Source organism: Sphingosinithalassobacter sp. LHW66-3 (genome assembly GCF_050703275.1).
Taxonomy (GTDB): domain Bacteria; phylum Pseudomonadota; class Alphaproteobacteria; order Sphingomonadales; family Sphingomonadaceae; genus Sphingomonas.
In genome coordinates this window covers 856,274-875,395 of record NZ_CP193482.1, presented here as the reverse complement: position 1 = coordinate 875,395, position 19,122 = coordinate 856,274, and the positions used below count along the sequence as shown (strand labels likewise).

Sequence of the window (19,122 nt, the reverse complement as noted above, 5' to 3'; positions counted from 1 at the left end):
AGAGCAGGTATGAGCAACGGCGATCGAAGGCTTCACCAGGGCAGCTCACGGCATCTGGACGAGCAGCAGCGAAACCCGAGCGAACGCGAGGACGCCTATGCGCCCGAGGCCGATGCGATCGGCCGTGACGCAGGACCGGAGCCCCGTGGCGCGACCGAGGATATCGAGAATGAAGGCAGCACCCGCGACCGCGACCAGAATAGTGCGCTGGGCGGTGATGTCGCCACGCGCTCCAGCACGGCGCCCACTCCCGAGGACGAGCGCGCCGGCTGATCCTGGCCGTACTCAGCGGAAGGCGTAGGGCACGGTCTCGCGCACGTCGGGATCGATCTCGATGATCGATGCGGCTGGCGGGAAAGCGCGCTGGTCGCAGTCGGTGCGCGGGCAGATGCGGCACGAGGTGCCGATCGGAGTGGCCGCGCCGCCGGTGCGCAGCGCATCGGCATAGACGAAATCGGCTGCGTGGCTTTCCTCGCAGCCGAGCGCAACCGCATAGCGCCGCGGCGGCCGGGCGAAGCTGCCGGAAGGCTTCACCAGCCCCTTCGCCATCGAGACATAGCGCGTCCCGTCGGGCATCTCGGCAAGCTGGACGAGCACCCGATCGGGAATCGCGACCGCTTCGTGCACCACCCAAAGCGGGCAGGCGCCGCCAAAGCGGGCGAATTGCAGGCGCGTCGCCGAATGGCGCTTGGTGATGTTGCCCGCCATGTCGACTCGGCAGAAGAATACCGGCAGCCCGGCGGCGCCGGGGCGTTGCAGCGTCGAAAGGCGGTGGCACGCCTGTTCGAAGCTGACGCCGAACCGCTGGCGCAGCCGATCGATGTCGTGCCGCATTTCCTGCGCGGCCTGGCGAAATGCGTCGTACGGCATCAGCAGCGCGCCGGCGGCATAGTTGGCGAGACCCACCGACAGCAGCTCGCGCCCGGCAGTGCTGGCCAGCGCCGCGTGCTCGGCGACGGCGCGTATCTCGCTCGCGAGTTCGAGCCGCACGAGGAGCGTGGCGAGGCGGAAGCAGCGGCTTTCGGGCGGCAGCCCGGTGTTGAGGCGGAAGCTCCGCGCCTCCGGATCGAAGCGGCTGAGTTCGGCATGGTCAGCGCCTTCGCGTTCCAGCCGCACGCCGTGCGACTGGCGCAGCCGCTGCTCGAGCGCGCGTTCGAGCGGCAGATCGCCCAGCCGCGCGTGCAGCGCTTCGGCCGAACGATCGAGCGCATCGATATAATTGCCCTCGGCCTGAAACCAGTCGCGGACTTCCTCCCAGGGGAGCTGCGATCCTTCCTGCGCGCCGCTTTCGACGCGATCGTCGAGCACGCGCAGCTGCTCCTGCGAACGGCGATAGGCTTCGTGCACCGCGACCAGCCGGCGTGCGAGCTGCGGTTGCTGCTCGAGCGCGCGGCGCACCGCCTCTTCGCTCAGCCGATCGCGTGCCACGCTCACGTCGCTGCCCGCCTCCACCGCCGCGAGCAGCATCGGCAGCGCATCGTCGCTCGCCAGCCGCTCGAATGGGAATTCGCGTGCGAGCGCGAGCTGGACGGCCGCCGTCACCGGGCGATCGTTGTTCTCGATCTGCGACAGATAGCTGACCGAAATGCCCAGCCGCCGCGCCAGCGCGGCCTGGCTGAGCCCGGTGCGGCGGCGCAGATCGCGCAAACGATCTCCGGCGAAGATGCGGCGGCGGGGTTCCATCGGTGCTTCATATCTGCAAACCCTGCGGCTGCAACTTCGCAACATTGCAGTTGCGCGCCGCGCCCGACCCTGTGAGGGAAGGGCGCAACATCGGGAGAACCCATGCTCGACATACTCGAAGCACTGGAGCAGCGTCGCGAGGCGGCGCGGATGGGCGGTGGCCAGAAACGCATCGACGCCCAGCATGCGAAGGGAAAGCTCACCGCGCGCGAGCGGCTCGACGTGCTGCTCGACCCCGGCTCGTTCGAGGAGCTCGACATGTATGTCGAGCACAACTGCACCGATTTCGGCATGGAGGATCAGGTGATCCCCGGCGACGGCGTGGTCACCGGATCGGGCACGGTGAACGGCCGGCTGGTATTCGTCTTCAGCCAGGATTTCACGGTGTTCGGCGGCTCGCTGTCGGAACGCCACGCGCAGAAGATCTGCAAGATCATGGACATGGCGCTGAAGGTCGGCGCCCCGGTGATCGGCCTGAACGACAGCGGCGGCGCGCGCATCCAGGAGGGCGTGGCGAGCCTGGGCGGCTATGCCGAGGTGTTCCAGCGCAATGTGCTGGCGAGCGGCGTCGTGCCGCAGCTCAGCCTCATCATGGGCCCGTGCGCGGGCGGGGCGGTGTATTCGCCGGCGATGACCGACTTCATCTTCATGGTGAAGGACAGCTCCTACATGTTCGTCACCGGGCCGGACGTGGTGAAGACGGTGACCAACGAAGTCGTGACGCAGGAGGAGCTGGGCGGCGCGGTGACGCACACGACCAAGTCCTCGGTCGCCGATGTCGCGTTCGAGAACGATATCGAGGCGCTGCTCGCCGCGCGCGACTTCATCGATTTCCTGCCCGCGTCGAACCGCGAGGAGGTGCCCGAGCGGCCGTGCGACGATCCGTGGGATCGGCTCGAGCCGAGCCTCGACACGCTGATCCCGCCGAGCGCCAATCAACCCTATGACATGCACGAGCTGATCCGGAAGACGCTCGACGATGGCGATTTCTTCGAGCTGCAGCCCGCGCATGCGGGCAACATCCTGATCGGCTTCGGCCGGATCGAGGGGCGCACGGTGGGCATCGTCGCGAACCAGCCGATGGTGCTGGCGGGCGTGCTCGACATCAACTCGTCAAAGAAGGCGGCTCGGTTCGTGCGCTTCTGCGACGCATTCGACATCCCGATCGTCACCTTCGTCGACGTACCGGGCTTCCTGCCGGGCGTGGGGCAGGAGCATAGCGGCATCATCAAGCATGGCGCCAAGCTGCTGTTCGCCTATGCCGAGGCGACGGTGCCCAAGATCACGGTGATCACCCGCAAGGCCTATGGCGGGGCCTATGACGTGATGGCGTCGAAGCATCTGCGCGGCGACCTCAATTATGCCTGGCCGACCGCCGAGATCGCGGTGATGGGCGCGAAGGGCGCGGTGGAGATCATCTTCCGTGGCCGCACCCCCGAAGAGATCGCCGAGAAGACCGCGGAGTACGAGGCGCGCTTCGCCAATCCGTTCGTGGCGGCGAGCAAGGGCTTCATCGACGAAGTCATCATGCCGCATTCCACGCGGCGGCGGATCGCGCTGGGGCTCCGCAAGCTACGGGGCAAGCAGCTGGAGAACCCGTGGAAGAAGCATGACAATATTCCGCTCTAGGTTTGCCCGGCTGCTGGCTCTTGCTGCTCTTAACGGAGTTGGAATGGCGCCCGCCCCAGTCTTTGGTCAGGACCGGAAGGCAGATCGTTTAGTGACAGGTCAAACCCTCCTGCAATATTGCTCTGCAACCGCGGGCGAGCCGGATTACCTGCCATCGGCGGCATACTGTGTCGGATACGTGGTTGCGACGAACGACACACTGAACACGATTCGCGCTACCCTATCGGCGCCTCCCGTCGTGTGCCTGCCTCCTGATGTTTCGGCTGGAGCAATGGCTGATAATGTCACCAGATTTCTCCGGAGGCACCCGGAGATGCTTGAGGTCGCCGCGACAACTCTAGTGATGAAGGTGCTCGTGGATAGCTACCCCTGTGGAACTCTAGAATGACCCTTGGCCCCCTTAATCACGTCGGCGTCGCGACGCCCTCGATCGAAGCCGCAGTCGCGCATTATCGCGACGTGCTCGGCGCCACCCTTATTGGCGAGCCGTTCGACCTGCCTGCGCAGGGCGTGCGCGTGTGCTTCGTCGATACGCCGAACAGCCAGATCGAGCTGCTCGAACCGTTGGGCGAGAATTCGCCGATCGCGAAGTTCCTCGAGAAGAGCCCGGCGGGCGGGCAGCATCATGTCTGTTTCGAAGTGCCCGACATCCATGCCGCCAAGGCGGAGATGGAGGCCAAGGGCGTGAAGGTGCTGGGCGAGCCGCGCATCGGCGCGCATGGCACGCCGGTGATTTTCCTGCACCCCAAGGACATGGGCGGAGTGCTCACCGAATTGATGGAGACGCCGAAGGGCGGGCACTAGACGCTCCGTTCGCCCTGAGGAGCCGCTTTGCCAGGCTCAGCCCCTCCTCAGTACGAACGGTTCCGGTGTGGCGCGGGCGGGAGAGGGACGACTGAAATGACCGACTATGAAATGATCCTCACCGAACGGCGCGGCGACGTGCTCGGCATCACGCTCAACCGGCCGGAGCGGCTGAATGCCGCTCCGCCGCAGATGTTCGATGAAATTCGCGATGCGCTCGATGCGCTCGGCGACGCCCGCGCGGTGCTGTTGCTCGGTGCCGGACGCGGCTTCTGCTCCGGCGCCGACGTCAGCGCGAGCGCGGCGCGCGACGGCGAGCCCGGCGATGCGACTCACAAGGCGCTTTCCGACCATTATCACCCGACGATCCAGGCGATCGCCGATCTTCCGGTGCCGGTGGTGAGCGCGGTACAGGGCGCCGCAGCCGGGATCGGGTGCAGCCTGGCGCTGGCGGCGGATTTCTGTATCGCGGGCGAAAGCGCCTATTTCCTGCAGGCGTTCGTCAACATCGGGCTGGTGGCGGACGGCGGCGCGAGCTGGATGCTGCCTCGGCTGATCGGCCGTGGCCGCGCGATGGAGATGCTGCTGCTGGGCGAGCGGATCAAGGCGGAGCGGGCGCTCGAATGGGGGCTCGCCTATCGCCTGGTCCCCAACGACGTGCTCGAGAACGAGGCGTGGATGTTCGCCGACCGGCTGGCGCGCGGTCCCACCGTCGCGATGGGACTGATGCGCCAGCAGGTCGCCTATGGCATGAGTCACAGTCTCGCCGAGACGATGGAGCGCGAGGCCGAGAACCAGCGCGCCGCGCGGCGGACCGCGGACGCGACCGAGGGCGGGGCCGCCTTCCTTCAGAAGCGCGATGCGGAATTCAAGGGTGCGTGATTCCCGCTGAGCGGCGTGGATGCACCCGGACGTGCGAAAGAGTAGAGATTGCGAATGGCTGACAAACCCACGCTCGACGACTGGAAGGCGCTTGCCGCCAAGGAAGTGAAGGGGCGCGACCTGGGGTGGGAGACGCCCGAGGGCATCGCGGTGAAGCCGCTCTATACCGCGCAGGATGCCGCCGATCCGGGCCTGCCGGGCTTCGCCCCCTATACGCGCGGCGTGAAGGCCAGCATGTATGCGGGGCGCCCCTGGACGATCCGCCAATATGCCGGCTTCTCCACCGCCGAGGAGTCGAACGCCTTCTATCGCCGCAATCTCGCGGCGGGGCAGAAGGGGCTGTCGGTCGCGTTCGATCTGGCGACGCACCGCGGATACGACAGCGATCATCCGCGCGTGACGGGAGACGTCGGCAAGGCGGGCGTCGCGATCGACACGCTCGAGGACATGAAGATCCTGTTCGACGGCATCCCGCTCGACACCATGTCGGTGAGCATGACGATGAACGGCGCGGTGCTGCCGTGCCTGGCCTTCTACATTGTCGCGGCGGAAGAGCAGGGCGTATCGCAGGACCAGCTCTCGGGGACGATCCAGAACGACATCCTCAAGGAGTTCATGGTCCGCAACACCTATATCTACCCGCCCGAGCCCTCGATGCGGATCGTGGCGGACATCATCGCCTACACCTCCGAAAACATGCCACGATTCAATTCGATCTCGATCAGCGGCTATCACATGCACGAGGCCGGGGCGACGGCTGTGCAGGAGCTGGCGTTCACGCTGGCGGACGGCATGGCCTATGTCCGCGCGGCGCTTGGTCGCGGGCTGGATATCGATGCCTTCGCCGGGCGGCTCTCCTTCTTCTTCGGCATCGGCATGAACTTCTTCATGGAAGTGGCGAAGCTGCGCGCCGCGCGGACGCTCTGGAGCCGGATCATCGCCGATTTCGGCGGCAATGCGCGCAGCCAGATGCTGCGCACGCATTGCCAGACGAGCGGCGTCTCGCTGACCGAGCAGGACCCGTACAACAACGTCATCCGCACCACGATCGAGGCGATGGCGGCGACGTTCGGCGGAACGCAGAGCCTGCACACCAATGCGCTGGACGAAGCGGTCGCGCTGCCCACCGAATTTTCCGCCAGGATCGCGCGCAACACGCAGCTGATCCTCCAGGAAGAGACGGGGATGACCAACGTCGTCGATCCGCTTGGCGGCAGCTATTATGTCGAGGCGCTGACGCAGGAACTGGCCGACAAGGCCTGGGCGCTGATCGAGGAAGTCGAAGCCGCCGGCGGGATGACCGACGCGGTCGCCAAGGGTATCCCCAAGGAGCATATCGAGCGGGCCGCGGCGGCGCGGCAGGCGCGGATCGACCGCGGCGAGGACGTGATCGTCGGCGTGAACAAATATCGTCCGGCGCAAGCCGACGAAATCGACATCCTCGACATCGACAATGCCAAGGTGCGCGCCGACCAGATTCGCCGAATCGAGCGCGTCCGCGCCGAGCGTGACGAGAAGGCGGCGCAGGCCGCGCTGGGGGCACTGCGGCAGGGAGCGGCGGGCGACGCCAATCTCCTCGGCCTGTGCGTCGAGGCGGCGCGCGCGCGCTGCACGCTCGGCGAAATGTCGGCGGCGATGGAGGCGGTGTTCGATCGGCACGGGGTGAGCGTCACCCCGATCCGCGGCGTCTATGGCCCGGCCCATGCCGAGGATGCGGGCTGGGCGCGCGCCGAGGAAGGCGTGGCCGCGCTCGAACGGCGGTTGGGCCGCCGCCCGCGCATCCTGGTCGCCAAGATGGGGCAGGACGGGCATGATCGCGGCGCGAACGTGGTCGCATCGGCGTTCGCCGATCTGGGCTTCGATGTCGTCTCGGGACCGCTGTTCCAGACGCCCGAGGAAGCCGCGCGGCTCGCGATCGAGCGCGAGGTCGACGTGGTCGGCGCATCGAGCCTGGCGGCAGGGCACAAGACGCTGGTCCCCGAGCTGATCCGGCGGCTGCGGGAGGCGGGGCGGCCCGACATCAAGGTGGTCGCCGGGGGCGTGATCCCGTCGCAGGATTATGAGTTCCTCCGCGAGGCGGGGGTGCAGGCGATCTTCGGGCCCGGCACGAATCTCGTGACCGCCGCGGCCGAGGTGCTCAAGCTGCTGGGCCACAATATGCCGCCTGCCGAGGAGGCCGCCGAATGAGCGACGAGGAAACCGTCACCCCAGCGAAGCTGGTCGATCCGGGTCCTGACACGGACATCCTGCTGTATGACTATTCCAAGTTCCTGCTGACGACGACGCTGCTCGCCTTCGGCGGCGTGCTGACGCTGTCGGGCAGTGACAAGGCGGAGGCGATCAAGCCGGCGACCCTCGTCGTGGTGCTGGTATCGCTGGCGATCAGCGGCTTTTCCTCGATTTCGGCGATCGCCGAAGTCATCACAGCGCGCCGCAAGGAAACGCCGCTGCCCCGGCGTGCCTGGTGGATGCACACCGCTGCGGTGGCGGGGCTCGGCGCCGGCGTCGGCGCCTTTTCGTTTATCTGGTTGGGAGTATTGTTTTGACGCCGCGTACCGACTGGACCCGCGATGAGATCGCCGCACTGTTCGACCTGCCGTTCACCGAACTGCTGTTCCGTGCGTCCGAGGTGCATCGTGCGCATCACGCAGCGGACGAGGTTCAGCTGTGTACGCTGCTGTCGATCAAGACCGGCGGCTGCCCGGAGGATTGCGGCTATTGCTCGCAGAGCGTGCATGCCGACAGCGGCGTGAAGGCGACCAAGCTGATGGACCCGCGCGAAGTGCTCCAGCGCGCGGCGCAGGCGAAGGACAATGGCTCGCAGCGCTTCTGCATGGGCGCGGCGTGGCGCAATCCCAAGGACCGCGACATGCCCGCGATCGTCGAGATCGTCAGCGGCGTGCGCGCGATGGGAATGGAAACCTGCATGACGCTCGGCATGCTGACGCCCAAGCAAGCGGCGATGCTGAAGGATGCGGGGCTCGACTATTACAACCACAACATCGATACCGCGCCCGAGAATTACGCGAACGTCATCTCGACGCGCAGCTTCGAGGAGCGCGTCGAAACGCTCGACAATGTCCGCAACGCCGGCATCAACGTCTGCTCGGGCGGGATCGTCGGCATGGGCGAGCAGCGCGGCGACCGCGTCGGCTTCCTCCATGCGCTGGCGACGCTGGAGCGGCATCCCGAAAGCGTGCCGATCAACGCGCTGGTGCCGGTGAAGGGCACTGTGCTGGGCGATATGCTTGCCGACACGCCGCTCGCGAAGATCGACGACATCGAATTTGTGCGTACCGTGGCGGTGGCGCGGATCACCATGCCGATGAGCATGGTGCGCCTTTCCGCCGGGCGCGAGAGCATGAGCGAGGCGACACAGGCTTTGTGCTTCCTGGCGGGCGCGAACAGCATCTTCACCGGCGACAAGCTGCTCACGGCAGCGAACGCGGGCGATGACGCCGATAGCGCGATGCTGGCGAAGCTGGGGTTGAAGCCGATGACCGGCGAAGAGCCGATGCGGGCGTGCCGGATGGAAGCCGCTGCGGAATGAGGATGCGCGGGCTTTTCGTTTTGGCGGCAGCAGTGGCGGCGACGCCTGCCGCTGCGCAGGATGCGACGGCTGGCCAGCAAATCGGCTTCGGGACCAGCTATCGGCTCGCCTCGACGACGATGGATGCCGAGCGGACGGTGAACGTCTGGGCGCCGCCCGGATGCGATGCCGAAAGCGCCTGCCCGGCGCTCTACGTTATCGACGGCGGGCTGGCGCAGGACTGGTATCATATCGCCGGCCTCTCGCATCTCGGCGCCCTCTCCGGCATGTACCCGGCGATGGTCGTCGTCGGGGTCGAGACCGGGGACCGGGTGAACGAGCTTGCGCCTACGGCCAGCGACCCGGAGATACTGGCGGAGTATCCCACCGCGGGCCATGCCGAGCGGTTCCGCCGCCACCTCGCCGACGAAGTGATCCCTTTCGTCGAGGCGCGCTACAATCTGGCGGGCGAGCGCGCGGTGATCGGGGAGTCGCTCGCGGGACTCTTCATCGTCGACACCTTTCTGACGCAGCCGGATCTGTTCGATCGCTATCTCGCGATCAGCCCCAGCCTGTGGTGGGATCGCGTGGCGGTCGGCCGCACCGCGCGGGCCGCGCTCGACGCGCAGGACGGCGCCGAGCGGCGGCTTTACCTCACCGTCGCCGACGAAGGCGGGCTGCACCAGCTCGGCATGGACCTGCTGGTCGCGGCGCTTCGGCAGCGGGCACCGGAGGGATTGCGCTGGACCTATGTGCCGCGGCCCGATGAAGCGCATTCGACCATCTACCATGGCGCGGCACTCGACGCGTTGCGCTGGTCCTATGCCGACCCGACCGAAGGAGAAGCGGAATGACGGCCTGGCTATTGCTGACGCTCGCTGTGGCCCTGCAGGATGCGCCGTCGCGCGACTGTTCCGATCCGCAGACCCAGAGCGCGATGACCGCCTGCGCCGGCGCGGAGTTCGAGCAGGCCGACGTCGCGCTGAACGCGCAATGGAACGAGACGCTCGCCGCGATGCGCGCGCGCGATGCGGACGGACATGGGACTTCGGCCGGCGACGCGCCGGGCTATGTCGATGCGCTGATCGCGGCGCAGCGGGCGTGGCTCCGCTTCCGCGACACGCACTGCCGGACCGAAGGCTATGTCGCGCGCGGCGGATCGATGCAGCCGATGCTGGTCGCCAGTTGCAAGGCGATGCTGACGCGCACGCGCACCCGGCAGCTGCGCGAACTGCTCCACTCGATGACGATGTGAAGGCGAATTGATGTTCAAGAAAATCCTGGTCGCCAATCGCGGCGAAATCGCGTGCCGCGTCATGCGGACGGCAAAGCGCATGGGGATCGCCACCGTCGCGGTCTATTCGGATGCCGATGCGCGCGCGCCGCACGTTCAGATGGCCGATGAGGCAGTGCGGCTCGGCCCGCCGCCCGCGAGCGAGAGCTATCTGCTCGCCGACAAGATTCTTGAGGCCGCGAAGGCGACCGGCGCCGATGCGATCCACCCCGGCTATGGCTTCCTGTCGGAGCGCGAGAGCTTCGCCAAAGCGTGCGCCGATGCCGGCGTGGCGTTCATCGGCCCGCCGCCGAACGCCATCGCGGCGATGGGCGACAAGATCGAATCGAAGAAGCTCGCCAAGGAAGCGGGGGTGAACGTCGTCCCCGGTTTCCTGGGCGAGATCGCCGATACCGACGCGGCGGTGAAGATCGCGGGGGACATCGGCTATCCGGTGATGATGAAGGCCTCGGCGGGCGGTGGCGGCAAGGGGATGCGGCTCGCCTGGTCCGAACAGGATGTCCGCGACGGGTTCGAGGCGACCAAGCGCGAAGGGCTGGCGAGCTTCGGCGACGACCGCGTCTTCATCGAGAAGTTCATCGAGAGCCCCCGGCATATCGAGATCCAGGTGCTCGGCGACCAGCACGGCAACATCGTCTATCTGGGCGAGCGCGAATGTTCGATACAGCGCCGCCACCAGAAGGTGGTCGAGGAAGCGCCGTCGCCCTTCGTCACGCCTGACATGCGCAAGGCGATGGGCGAGCAGGCGGTCGCGCTCGCCCGCGCCGTCGGCTACTACAGCGCCGGCACGGTCGAGCTGATCGTCTCGGGCGCCGATACGACGGGCGAGAGCTTCTACTTTCTCGAAATGAACACGCGGCTCCAGGTGGAGCATCCGGTGACCGAAGCCGTGACCGGGCTCGATCTCGTCGAGCAGATGATCCGTGTCGCGGCGGGCGAGAAGCTGGCGTTCGGGCAGGAAGACGTGCGGCTGAATGGCTGGGCGATCGAGAACCGCGTCTATGCCGAGGATCCGTATCGCGGCTTCCTGCCGTCGACCGGGCGGCTGGTCCGCTATCTGCCGCCTGCGTCCCGCGAGACTGATTATAGCCACCCGTTCGTCCCGAGCGAAGTCGAGGGACGTGCCGCGGACGGCGCGGCTAGTGTCTCGACTTCGAACGGGCCGGGAAGCCGCGGTGGCGGATATACCCGCGTCGATGATGGCGTGGTCGAAGGCTCGGAAATCTCGATGTTCTACGATCCGATGATCGCCAAGCTCGTCACCTGGGCGCCGACGCGCGACGAAGCGGCCGAACGGCAGGTCGCTGCGCTCGACCGGTTCCGCATCGAGGGCATCGGCCACAATGTCGATTTCCTGTCGGCGATCATGCAGCACCCCCGCTTTCGCGAGGGGGCGCTGACCACCGGCTTCATCGCCGAAGAGTATCCCGAGGGATTCCAGGGCGCGCCGACGGACGCGACGCTGCGGCGCAAGCTTGCCGCGCTGGCGACGGTGATCGATCTGGCCCGTGCCGAACGCGACGCCAGGATCTCGGGCCAGCTGACCGATCATCCACCTCTGTCGCCCGATCGTGTCGTGACCGTCGATGGCGATCGTTTCGAGCTCTCGATCGACGGCTATGACGGCGGCCTTCTGGTCAACTATGACGAGGATGAGCCGCCGCTCGACGTTGTAGGACACTGGCGTCCGGGCGAGCCGCTGTTCGCGGCGAGAGTCGACGACGAACCGATCACGGTCGGAGTCGCCCGGACCCGCAGTGGCTGGCGGCTGACCGCGCATGGCGCCTCCCACAGTGTCGAGGTGCTGCCGCCGCATGTCGCGCGCTACCGGCGACACATGATCGAGAAGGTGCCGCCGGACATGAGCAAGTTCCTGCTCTGTCCGATGCCGGGGTTGCTGACGACGCTGCACGTCGGCCCGGGCGACACGGTGGAAGCGGGGCAGCCGCTCGCAGTCGTAGAGGCGATGAAGATGGAGAACATCCTGCGCGCCGAGCGGGCCGGAACCGTCAAGGCGGCGAATTACACGCCCGGCGACAGCCTGGCCGTCGATGCGGCGATCCTCGAATTCGAGTGATCGCCCGCCGTTCCATGCCGCCTGCGTAACGATCCTCTCCGGTACAATACGCAGGCGGAGATTTGCGCTGGATCAACTCTGCGCAACGACCGTGGGCGTAGCCCGGCCGCCTGAACAACAGGAGGCACAACATGCGTTCCGCTCTACTTCTCGCAGCATTGGCCGGCAGTGCCATTGCGGTCCCCGCGCAGGCGCAGACCGCCCGTGAAGGGGGCGACTGGCTCGTCCGGCTCCGCGGCATCCTCGTCTCGCCGACCGAAGACTCCGGGCCCGTCACACCCGGCTTCCCCGGCAGCGAGGTCGGCGTCAGCGACAGCTTCATGCCCGAAGTCGATTTCACCTATATGGCGACTCCGAACCTAGGTTTCGAATTGATCCTCGCCACCACCAATCATGAGGTGACGGGTCGGGGGTCGCTCGAGCCGGTGGGCGAACTCGCCGATACCTGGGTGCTGCCGCCGACGCTGACGATGCAATACCACTTCCTGCCCGAGGGACGTGTGCATCCCTATCTCGGCGCGGGCGTGAACTACACGATCTTTTATTCGACCAATGCCAGCGACGCGCTGGAAGCCGCGATCGGTGCCACCTCGATCGAGATGGACGACAGCTTCGGATATGCGCTTCAGGCCGGGATCGACTTCGATATTTCCGACACCGTGTTCGTGAATGCGGACGTGAAATATATCGACATCGACACCACCGCGACGTTGCGCACCGGCGCCGCCGTGAACACGGTGGACGTGAGCATCGATCCGGTCGTCGCCGCGATCGGCCTCGGTATCCGCTTCTGATCGAACGGGGAGGGCGCCTGCCGGCGCTCTCCCTCCGTTCCTCCGTGCGACAGCTGGAGATCGGCGCTAGCAGCCGGACCGGGAATTGCCCCGGCCGGCCATTTTTGTGCCTGAGCGCGATCGCCGAGCGGAGCTGCGGTGTGAAACCGCCTGCCGGTCGACGCCGGAAGCCCGCCGTGGCCGAGTCAGCGGCCCGGCTTGCCACCCCTCCGTTCGCAGACCATCGCATGGCAGGCGACCGCACAGGGCCCCTCGCGTCGCGGGTGCGGCTTGCCGGGGTTCAGCGGGATGTCGATGCTGCCGATGCCGCCGCAGATCGCGACCGAGAACGAGTCGGACGATTGCGCCGGGGCGGGCGGCGCCGCCAGCGTGAGCGGTGGCAGCAGGAGCAACAGCCGCCGGTTCATTGCCGAGGTTCCTCGCCCTCGTCCTCGTCGATCAGGATGCGCATTCCCGCGCCGTCGAGGTCGTCATACTGCCCCGAATTCAGCGACCAGAGAAAGGCGACAAGGCCGCCGAGGCCGAGCAGCAGCGCGGCGGGGATGAGGAAGGCGAGGCCGTTCATCGCGCCGATCCCCGCAGGCGCAGCGAATTGGCGACGACGATCAGTGACGACCCGGACATCGCCAGCGCGGCGATAAGCGGAGTCACCTGCCCGGCGATCGCCAGCGGCACGGCGAACACGTTGTAGCCGATCGCCAGCGCGAAATTCTGCCGGACGACCCGCAGCGTTCGGCGCGCGGCGCGCACCGCGACCGGCACGGGCTCGAGACCGTCTCCGAGGAAGACGAGATCGGCCGCGGTCTGGCCGACGTCGCTTGCCGAGGCGGGGGCCATCGATACGTGCCCGGCGGCGAGCGCGGGGCCGTCGTTGAGGCCATCGCCGACCATCAGCACGTGTTGGCCCTCGCTGCGTAGCGCTTCGATCCGTTCGAGCTTGGCGTCCGGCGTCAGCTGCGCCGCAGCGGGAATCCCGAGTTCCCGGGCGACCGAATTGACCGCTTCGGCTCGATCACCCGACAGGATAGCGGAATCGATCCCGATCGCGCGCAGCTCGGCCAGCGCCTGCGCGGCGCCGGGGCGAAGCGCGTCGGCGAAGCGCAACAGGCGCGGCGGCGCATCGCCCAGGCGGAAAGCAGTGGCGAGGCTCGCCTCGGGCGCGGCGACGCCGACCCAGTCCGGAGCGCCTAGCCGGACGCGCCGACCGTCGGCGAGCACTGCCTCGATGCCGCGCCCGGGCACCTCGTGCAGCTCCGAAACATCGGCGGCGCGCGCGCCGTCGGCTTCGAGCGCCTGCGCCAGCGCGCGGGCAAGGGGGTGGCGGCTCGCGCGGGCGAGTGCGAGCGCGACCGGTGCCTCCGCGGAATCGAGCGCCAGCGGCCGCTGCGCAGCGGGACGACCGAGCGTGAGCGTCCCGGTCTTGTCGAAGCGCGCCGTATCGGCCTCGGCCAGCCGCTCGATCGCCGACCCGTCCTTCACCAGGATCCCGCGCCGCATCAGCGCGCCGGCGGCGACAACCTGCGCCGCGGGGACCGCCAGACCGAGCGCGCAGGGGCAGGTGATGATGAGCACGGCGACTGCGATCAGCAGCGCGTCGTGCCAGCCAGCGCCCACCAGCATCCAGCCCAGGAACGAAAGCGCCGCCAGCGCATGGACTGCAGGCGCATAGAAGCGCGCGGCCCGATCGGCGATGCGAAGGTAGCGCGATCGGCTCTGCCCCGCCGCATCCATCATCCGCGCGATTTCGGCGATGGTGGTGAGTTCGCCCGCGGCAGTGACGCGCACCGTGATCGGCGCGTCGAGATTGAGCGTGCCTGCGACGGCACGGGCGCCGGGCGCCACCGGCTCGGGCCGGCTCTCGCCGGTGATGAGCGAGAGGTCGAGGCTGCTGCTGCCGCTTTCGACCACACCGTCCGCCGCAAGCCGCTCGCCCGCCGCGACGATCAGCCGCATGCCCGGCTCGATCGCGTCGGCCTTCAGCCAGGCAGTGCCGCCGTCGGGCAGGATCACCGTGCCGCCGGGTGCGGTCTGGCGCAGCAGTGTTTCGACGCCGGTGCGCGCGCGATCGCGCATCACGCTGTCGAGGAAACGCCCGCACAGCAGGAAGAAAAGCAGCATGATCGCGCTGTCGAAATAGGCGTGCGCACCGCCGGTGGCGGTCTCGAACAGGCTGAGCGCCGTCGCCAGCACCACCCCGATCGAGATCGGCACGTCCATGTTGGTGCGCCCGCGCTTGAGCGCGGCCCATGCCGAGCGGAAAAAGGGCTGCCCCGCATAGGCGATGGCGGGCATGGCGATCAGCGCGGAGAGCCAGTGGAACAGCTCGCGCGTCTCACCCTCGGCCCCCGACCAGACCGAGACCGACAGCAGCATAACGTTCATCGCCGCGAAGCCGGCGACGGCGAGCGCCCGCACGAGGCCGCGCGTCTCGCCGGGCTGTGCCGGCGCCGCGGCGCCGATCGGCTCGGCGTCGAAGCCGATGCGCGCGAGCGCTTCGCGCAGCGCGCCCGCGTCGATGCTGCCGTCGTGATTGACGAGCACGCGCTTGCTGGTGACGTTCACGCGCGCCGAGCGGACGCCGGGCAGCGGCGTCAGCTCGCGCTCGATCTTCGCAATGCAGCTCGCGCAGCGGATGCCAGGAACGCTGAAGGCGCTATGGGCTTCGGCAGTGGTCACGCCGTCACTTCCTCGACGAAGGCGGCGCGATCGGGCCCGCGCTCGACGCCGAGACGCAGGCGCCAGCGCCCTACGGGCAGGCGGGTGTTGGCGACGTAGCGCCCCGGCTCGGCTTCGTGGAAGGTGAGCGGCACTTCGGGAAGTCGGCCCAGCGGATGCGTGGCCGTCGCGCGCATCGTCGCGCCCGCGAGAGGTCCCGCGGCATCGGCGATGACGACGAGCCGCCGGTCGATCACCTGCACCCGGGTCGACCAGCCGAGCCGTTCCTGCGCACGCGCATCGGCGAGCCAGCCGTTGAACTTCTGGCTGGCGACATAGCTGTTCTTCACCACTACGCCGCCGAAGGTGCGCGTCGCGAACGTCGCCATCGTCACGTTGACTCCGATGATGACGCCGAAGAAGCCGATCATCGCCGCCAGCATGTGCCAGCCCGTAAAGCGTCGCAGCATCAGTTTTCTCCCGGCCGGTCGAAGCGGACGCTGTCGACGTCCTCTGCCGGCGTTCCGTCGAGGCTGGTCAGGCGGAAGCGGAATTCGGCGGGCGCTTCGCCTTCGCGCGGCGCGCGAACGTAGATGCGCCGCCGTTCGACCTGATCGGGCCCCACTTCGATTTCGAGCGCTGCCGCGGCGCTGTCGTCGCTGCCCAGCGAATCCCACATCACCGCGCCGGGCAGCCCTTCGATCGAGACCCGGACCGGGCGGGGCCGCGTCTCCATGTTGCGGATCTTGACCGTATAGGCGTTGCGCACCTCGCCGCCGGAGAGCTGGACGTAGAGCGGGTTGCGCTCCTGCCCCACCGAAAGGTCGAGCCGAGTGCGCTGGCCGAGCATGAACAACATGCCGAGGCCCACTGCCGCCCAGAGGCCGAAATAGAGGAAGGTGCGCGAGCGGAAGATGGTGCGGCGGACCGGGACCGGCGCGGCGCCCTTGCGCTCCGCGTCGCAATCCTCGAGCGTCGCATAGTCGATCAGCCCGCGCGGACGATCGACCTTCGCCATCATCTCGTCGCAGGCATCGATGCACAGCGCGCAGGTGATGCAGCCGATCTGCGGCCCCTCACGGATGTCGATCCCGGTGGGGCACACCGCAACACAGGCGTTGCAGTCGATGCAGTCGCCGACAGGATCGTCGCTCTGGCGCTTGGTTCCGCGGCTGCGCGGTTCGCCGCGCCAGTCCTTGTAGGTGACGATCAGCGAACGCTCGTCGAGCATCGCCGACTGGATGCGCGGCCAGGGGCACATGTAGATGCACACCTGCTCGCGCATCCAACCGCCGAGCCAATAGGTGGTGAAGGTGAGCACGCCGATCGTCAGATAGGCGACGGTCGCGGCGTCGCCGGAAACGAGGTCACGTGCGAGCGTCGGCGCGTCGGCGAAGTAGAAGACCCAGGCGCCGCCCGTGAGGACCGCAACGATCAGGAAGGCGGCGTGCTTGGTGACTCGCTTGAAGATCTTCTTCGGCCCGAGCGGCGCCTTCTTGAGACGCAGCTGGGCATTGCGGTCGCCGTCGATGAACCGCTCGATATGGAGATAGAGGTCGGTCCAGACCGTCTGCGGGCAGGCATAGCCGCACCAGGCGCGCCCGACAGTGGAGGTCAGCAGGAACAGGCCGACACCCGCCATCACCAGCAGGCCCGCGACATAATAGAATTCGTGCGGCCAGATCTCGATCGAGAAGAAGTAGAAGCGCCGGTTGGCGAGATCGACCAGCACCGCCTGATCCGGCGCATAGGGCCCGCGATCCCATCGCAGCCACGGCGTGATGTAGTAGATCGCGAGCGTCACGCCCAGGATCGCCCACTTCAGCCGCCGGTAAAAGCCGTTGACCGCACGCGGAAAGACGTCGGCGCGGCGGGCGTAGAGCCCGCCGCCCTTCTGTGCCTTGCCGGTGCGGTCGGAATGCGTCGACATTATTCGGCTTCCGTTTCCCCGGCGACGGGCGCGTCGGGAGAGGTGACCGGATCGCCCACATTGGCGGACTGCTCGCCGCCGCCCAGCGAGTGGACATAGGCCGCGAGCATCTTGATCGTGACTGGATCGAGGCGGCCGTCCCAGGCCGGCATCATGCCGCGGCGCGAGTTGGTGACCGTTTCGTTCAGCGTGGCCCGGTCGCCGCCGTAGAGCCAGATCGGATCGGTGAGGTTGGGCGCCCCGAACGCGCGCGAGCCGGTGCCGTCCGCGCCATGGCAGGCGGCGCAGTTGTTCGCGAAGATCGTGGCGCCGCGCCGGGCCGACTGGCTCGGCTGCTCCTGACGCGAGATCACGCGGACATAGGAGACGACGTCTTCGATCTCTTCCGAGCTCAGGATCCCGTCGCGGCCGAACGCCGGCATCAGCGACATGCGCGTATCCTCGTCACCCGGCTGGCGGATGCCGTGCGCGATCGTGTAGTGGATCGCGCTGAGATCGCCGCCCCATAGCCACTCGTCGTCGTTGAGGTTGGGATAGCCCTTGCTGCCCGCCGCCCCCGAACCGTGGCACTGGACGCAGTTCACGCGGAAGGCGGCGGCGCCACCGGCGATCGCGGCGCGCATCAGCGGCGATTCCGGATCGAGCCGCTCGATCGGGATGCGCGCGAGCTCCTCGGTCACCGAGGCGCGCTCGGCCTCGGCAGCCGCCACGTCCTTTTCGAGCTGGCCGCGGCTCGACCAGTTGAGCACGCCCGCGGTCGCGCGGTCGAGCAGCGGAATGGCCGGATAGGCGATGCAGTAGCCGATCGCGAAGATGATGGTGGCATAGAAGGTCCACAGCCACCAGCGGGGCAGCGGCGTGTTGAGCTCCTGGATGCCGTCCCACTCGTGGCCCTTGAACTCGGTGCCGGTGGCGGCGTCGATCTGCTTGTCTTCGTGGTCGGTGCTCATTGACCGGGTTCCTCGTCGCGGAGCGGGATGGTGCGGGCCTCTTCCATGTGCGCGCGGGCGGAGGGCCGCAGCGCGCGCCACACGGCGAAGAGGAACACGCCGAACAGGAAGAGCAGTCCCCAGCTGTCGGCGAAGTGGCGCAGCGTGTCGTAAGTGCTCATTGGGTCACCACCTCCTGCGCCTCGACGGCATCGGTATCGACCAGCGTGCCGAGCATCTGGAGATAGGCGACGACGGCATCCATCTCGGTCACCTGATCGGGGTTGCCGTCGAAATCGCGGACCTGCGCCTTGGGATAGCGCTGCAGGAAATCCTCGGCGTCGGCGTCGTTCGTCGCCTGGAGGATCAGGTCGGCTTCGGCCTGGGCGATGTCCTCGTCGCTATAGGGAACGCCGACGGCGCGCAGCGCCCGCAGATTGGCGTCGATCCCTTCGGCTCGCAGCCGGCGCTCGGCGAGGAAGGCGTAGTCGGGCATGATCGATTCGGGCACCACCGAGCGCGGGTCGATCAGATGCTGGACGTGCCATTCGTCCGAATAGCGGCCGCCGACGCGCGCGAGGTCCGGCCCGGTGCGCTTCGATCCCCATTGGAACGGGTGATCGTACATGCTTTCCGCAGCCAGGCTGTAATGGCCGTAGCGCTCCACTTCGTCGCGGAACGGACGGATCATCTGACTGTGGCAGTTGTAGCAGCCTTCGCGGATGTAGATGTCGCGACCCGCCTGTTCGAGCGGAGTGTAGGGGCGTATCCCCTCCACTTTCGCGACGGTCGAGCGGATCCAGAAGAGCGGGGCGATTTCGACGATCCCGCCGATCGCCACGGTGATGAGGGCGAGCACGAGCAGCAGCGTGACGTTGCGCTCGATGCGGCCGTGGTCGAGGAGCTTTGCCATTGA

The 19,122-nt window shown here is 67.7% G+C and carries 21 protein-coding genes; 12 read left to right on the top strand and 9 right to left on the bottom strand.

Annotated features, from left to right (window positions below):
* The first annotated feature begins 9 nt into the window (after positions 1 to 9).
* Positions 10 to 273 (top strand): hypothetical protein, encoded by a 264-nt coding sequence (locus tag ACQ450_RS04030; RefSeq protein WP_188055292.1) that lies wholly within the window; start codon positions 10 to 12, stop codon positions 271 to 273.
* Between the two features lie 12 nt (positions 274 to 285).
* Here the strand turns inward: ACQ450_RS04030 and ACQ450_RS04025 are convergent, their stop codons facing one another.
* The gene (locus ACQ450_RS04025) at positions 286 to 1,683 is read right to left on the bottom strand and encodes a helix-turn-helix domain-containing protein (protein ID WP_431470607.1); all 1,398 of its coding nucleotides are present in this window, start codon (positions 1,681 to 1,683) and stop codon (positions 286 to 288) included.
* Between the two features lie 102 nt (positions 1,684 to 1,785).
* On the opposite strand from ACQ450_RS04025, the gene ACQ450_RS04020 reads away from it, so the two are divergent.
* The 11 genes from ACQ450_RS04020 to ACQ450_RS03970 all read left to right on the top strand — a co-directional run bounded on the left by ACQ450_RS04020 (position 1,786) and on the right by ACQ450_RS03970 (position 12,692).
* Positions 1,786 to 3,312: an acyl-CoA carboxylase subunit beta gene (locus ACQ450_RS04020; RefSeq protein WP_431470606.1), complete on the top strand. Its 1,527-nt coding sequence runs from the start codon at positions 1,786 to 1,788 to the stop codon at positions 3,310 to 3,312.
* Positions 3,293 to 3,700 carry a Rap1a/Tai family immunity protein gene (locus tag ACQ450_RS04015; RefSeq protein WP_431470605.1) on the top strand — a complete coding sequence of 136 codons (408 nt, stop codon included), beginning with the start codon at positions 3,293 to 3,295 and terminating at the stop codon, positions 3,698 to 3,700. Before ACQ450_RS04020 ends, ACQ450_RS04015 begins: the two co-directional genes overlap by 20 nt.
* Positions 3,697 to 4,116 carry a methylmalonyl-CoA epimerase gene (gene mce / locus ACQ450_RS04010; protein WP_431470604.1) on the top strand — a complete coding sequence of 140 codons (420 nt, stop codon included), beginning with the start codon at positions 3,697 to 3,699 and terminating at the stop codon, positions 4,114 to 4,116. The genes ACQ450_RS04015 and mce overlap by 4 nt, the downstream gene beginning before the upstream one ends.
* Before the next feature lie 96 nt (positions 4,117 to 4,212).
* Entirely contained in the window at positions 4,213 to 4,998 is a 786-nt protein-coding gene (locus ACQ450_RS04005) for an enoyl-CoA hydratase-related protein (RefSeq protein ID WP_431470603.1), read from the top strand.
* A 54-nt stretch (positions 4,999 to 5,052) separates the two neighbouring features.
* Positions 5,053 to 7,185, top strand: coding sequence for a methylmalonyl-CoA mutase (gene scpA, locus ACQ450_RS04000; RefSeq protein ID WP_431470602.1), 2,133 nt, complete (start codon positions 5,053 to 5,055; stop codon positions 7,183 to 7,185).
* Entirely contained in the window at positions 7,182 to 7,544 is a 363-nt protein-coding gene (locus tag ACQ450_RS03995) for a hypothetical protein (protein WP_188055274.1), read from the top strand. Before scpA ends, ACQ450_RS03995 begins: the two co-directional genes overlap by 4 nt.
* Positions 7,541 to 8,548 (top strand): biotin synthase BioB, encoded by a 1,008-nt coding sequence (gene bioB / locus ACQ450_RS03990; protein WP_431470601.1) that lies wholly within the window; start codon positions 7,541 to 7,543, stop codon positions 8,546 to 8,548. Before ACQ450_RS03995 ends, bioB begins: the two co-directional genes overlap by 4 nt.
* Before the next feature lie 2 nt (positions 8,549 to 8,550).
* Positions 8,551 to 9,381 (top strand): alpha/beta hydrolase, encoded by an 831-nt coding sequence (locus ACQ450_RS03985; protein WP_431470600.1) that lies wholly within the window; start codon positions 8,551 to 8,553, stop codon positions 9,379 to 9,381.
* Entirely contained in the window at positions 9,378 to 9,782 is a 405-nt protein-coding gene (locus ACQ450_RS03980) for a lysozyme inhibitor LprI family protein (RefSeq protein ID WP_431470599.1), read from the top strand. The genes ACQ450_RS03985 and ACQ450_RS03980 overlap by 4 nt, the downstream gene beginning before the upstream one ends.
* A gap of 10 nt (positions 9,783 to 9,792) precedes the next feature.
* Entirely contained in the window at positions 9,793 to 11,898 is a 2,106-nt protein-coding gene (locus ACQ450_RS03975; RefSeq protein ID WP_431470598.1) for a biotin carboxylase N-terminal domain-containing protein, read from the top strand.
* Between the two features lie 131 nt (positions 11,899 to 12,029).
* Positions 12,030 to 12,692 carry an OmpW/AlkL family protein gene (locus ACQ450_RS03970; protein WP_431470597.1) on the top strand — a complete coding sequence of 221 codons (663 nt, stop codon included), beginning with the start codon at positions 12,030 to 12,032 and terminating at the stop codon, positions 12,690 to 12,692.
* A 185-nt stretch (positions 12,693 to 12,877) separates the two neighbouring features.
* On the opposite strand, the gene ACQ450_RS03965 is transcribed toward ACQ450_RS03970, so the two are convergent.
* Genes ACQ450_RS03965 through ccoO form a run of 8 tightly spaced genes read right to left on the bottom strand, consistent with a single transcriptional unit; the run spans position 12,878 to position 19,119 of the window.
* Positions 12,878 to 13,099, bottom strand: a complete 222-nt coding sequence (locus ACQ450_RS03965; RefSeq protein WP_431470596.1) for a hypothetical protein — start codon at positions 13,097 to 13,099, stop codon at positions 12,878 to 12,880.
* Positions 13,096 to 13,257 (bottom strand): cbb3-type cytochrome oxidase assembly protein CcoS, encoded by a 162-nt coding sequence (ccoS, locus tag ACQ450_RS03960; RefSeq protein WP_431470595.1) that lies wholly within the window; start codon positions 13,255 to 13,257, stop codon positions 13,096 to 13,098. Before ccoS ends, ACQ450_RS03965 begins: the two co-directional genes overlap by 4 nt.
* Positions 13,254 to 15,368, bottom strand: coding sequence for a heavy metal translocating P-type ATPase (locus ACQ450_RS03955; protein WP_431470594.1), 2,115 nt, complete (start codon positions 15,366 to 15,368; stop codon positions 13,254 to 13,256). The genes ccoS and ACQ450_RS03955 overlap by 4 nt, the downstream gene beginning before the upstream one ends.
* Positions 15,365 to 15,817 carry a FixH family protein gene (locus ACQ450_RS03950; protein ID WP_431470593.1) on the bottom strand — a complete coding sequence of 151 codons (453 nt, stop codon included), beginning with the start codon at positions 15,815 to 15,817 and terminating at the stop codon, positions 15,365 to 15,367. The genes ACQ450_RS03955 and ACQ450_RS03950 overlap by 4 nt, the downstream gene beginning before the upstream one ends.
* Positions 15,817 to 17,277: a cytochrome c oxidase accessory protein CcoG gene (ccoG, locus tag ACQ450_RS03945; RefSeq protein ID WP_431470592.1), complete on the bottom strand. Its 1,461-nt coding sequence runs from the start codon at positions 17,275 to 17,277 to the stop codon at positions 15,817 to 15,819. Before ccoG ends, ACQ450_RS03950 begins: the two co-directional genes overlap by 1 nt.
* Positions 17,277 to 18,227, bottom strand: a complete 951-nt coding sequence (ccoP, locus tag ACQ450_RS03940) for a cytochrome-c oxidase, cbb3-type subunit III (RefSeq protein WP_431470591.1) — start codon at positions 18,225 to 18,227, stop codon at positions 17,277 to 17,279. The genes ccoG and ccoP overlap by 1 nt, the downstream gene beginning before the upstream one ends.
* Positions 18,224 to 18,388, bottom strand: coding sequence for a cbb3-type cytochrome c oxidase subunit 3 (locus ACQ450_RS03935; RefSeq protein ID WP_188055250.1), 165 nt, complete (start codon positions 18,386 to 18,388; stop codon positions 18,224 to 18,226). The genes ccoP and ACQ450_RS03935 overlap by 4 nt, the downstream gene beginning before the upstream one ends.
* Positions 18,385 to 19,119: a cytochrome-c oxidase, cbb3-type subunit II gene (gene ccoO, locus ACQ450_RS03930; RefSeq protein WP_431470590.1), complete on the bottom strand. Its 735-nt coding sequence runs from the start codon at positions 19,117 to 19,119 to the stop codon at positions 18,385 to 18,387. Before ccoO ends, ACQ450_RS03935 begins: the two co-directional genes overlap by 4 nt.
* Positions 19,120 to 19,122 lie beyond the last annotated feature (3 nt).

Excerpts from the sequence above, each read along its gene's own strand:
- ACQ450_RS03935 (WP_188055250.1), bottom strand. The coding sequence starts at position 18,388 with ATGAGCACTTACGACACGCTGCGCCACTTCGCCGACAGCTGGGGACTG.
- ccoO (WP_431470590.1), bottom strand. The coding sequence starts at position 19,119 with ATGGCAAAGCTCCTCGACCACGGCCGCATCGAGCGCAACGTCACGCTG.
- ACQ450_RS04020 (WP_431470606.1), top strand. The coding sequence starts at position 1,786 with ATGCTCGACATACTCGAAGCACTGGAGCAGCGTCGCGAGGCGGCGCGG.
- ACQ450_RS03975 (WP_431470598.1), top strand. The coding sequence starts at position 9,793 with ATGTTCAAGAAAATCCTGGTCGCCAATCGCGGCGAAATCGCGTGCCGC.
- ACQ450_RS04025 (WP_431470607.1), bottom strand. The coding sequence starts at position 1,683 with ATGGAACCCCGCCGCCGCATCTTCGCCGGAGATCGTTTGCGCGATCTG.
- ACQ450_RS04005 (WP_431470603.1), top strand. The coding sequence starts at position 4,213 with ATGACCGACTATGAAATGATCCTCACCGAACGGCGCGGCGACGTGCTC.
- ccoG (WP_431470592.1), bottom strand. The coding sequence starts at position 17,277 with ATGTCGACGCATTCCGACCGCACCGGCAAGGCACAGAAGGGCGGCGGG.
- ACQ450_RS03980 (WP_431470599.1), top strand. The coding sequence starts at position 9,378 with ATGACGGCCTGGCTATTGCTGACGCTCGCTGTGGCCCTGCAGGATGCG.
- ACQ450_RS03965 (WP_431470596.1), bottom strand. The coding sequence starts at position 13,099 with ATGAACCGGCGGCTGTTGCTCCTGCTGCCACCGCTCACGCTGGCGGCG.
- ACQ450_RS03970 (WP_431470597.1), top strand. The coding sequence starts at position 12,030 with ATGCGTTCCGCTCTACTTCTCGCAGCATTGGCCGGCAGTGCCATTGCG.
- scpA (WP_431470602.1), top strand. The coding sequence starts at position 5,053 with ATGGCTGACAAACCCACGCTCGACGACTGGAAGGCGCTTGCCGCCAAG.
- ACQ450_RS04015 (WP_431470605.1), top strand. The coding sequence starts at position 3,293 with ATGACAATATTCCGCTCTAGGTTTGCCCGGCTGCTGGCTCTTGCTGCT.
- ACQ450_RS04030 (WP_188055292.1), top strand. The coding sequence starts at position 10 with ATGAGCAACGGCGATCGAAGGCTTCACCAGGGCAGCTCACGGCATCTG.
- ACQ450_RS03985 (WP_431470600.1), top strand. The coding sequence starts at position 8,551 with ATGCGCGGGCTTTTCGTTTTGGCGGCAGCAGTGGCGGCGACGCCTGCC.
- ccoP (WP_431470591.1), bottom strand. The coding sequence starts at position 18,227 with ATGAGCACCGACCACGAAGACAAGCAGATCGACGCCGCCACCGGCACC.
- ACQ450_RS03950 (WP_431470593.1), bottom strand. The coding sequence starts at position 15,817 with ATGCTGCGACGCTTTACGGGCTGGCACATGCTGGCGGCGATGATCGGC.
- ccoS (WP_431470595.1), bottom strand. The coding sequence starts at position 13,257 with ATGAACGGCCTCGCCTTCCTCATCCCCGCCGCGCTGCTGCTCGGCCTC.
- mce (WP_431470604.1), top strand. The coding sequence starts at position 3,697 with ATGACCCTTGGCCCCCTTAATCACGTCGGCGTCGCGACGCCCTCGATC.
- ACQ450_RS03995 (WP_188055274.1), top strand. The coding sequence starts at position 7,182 with ATGAGCGACGAGGAAACCGTCACCCCAGCGAAGCTGGTCGATCCGGGT.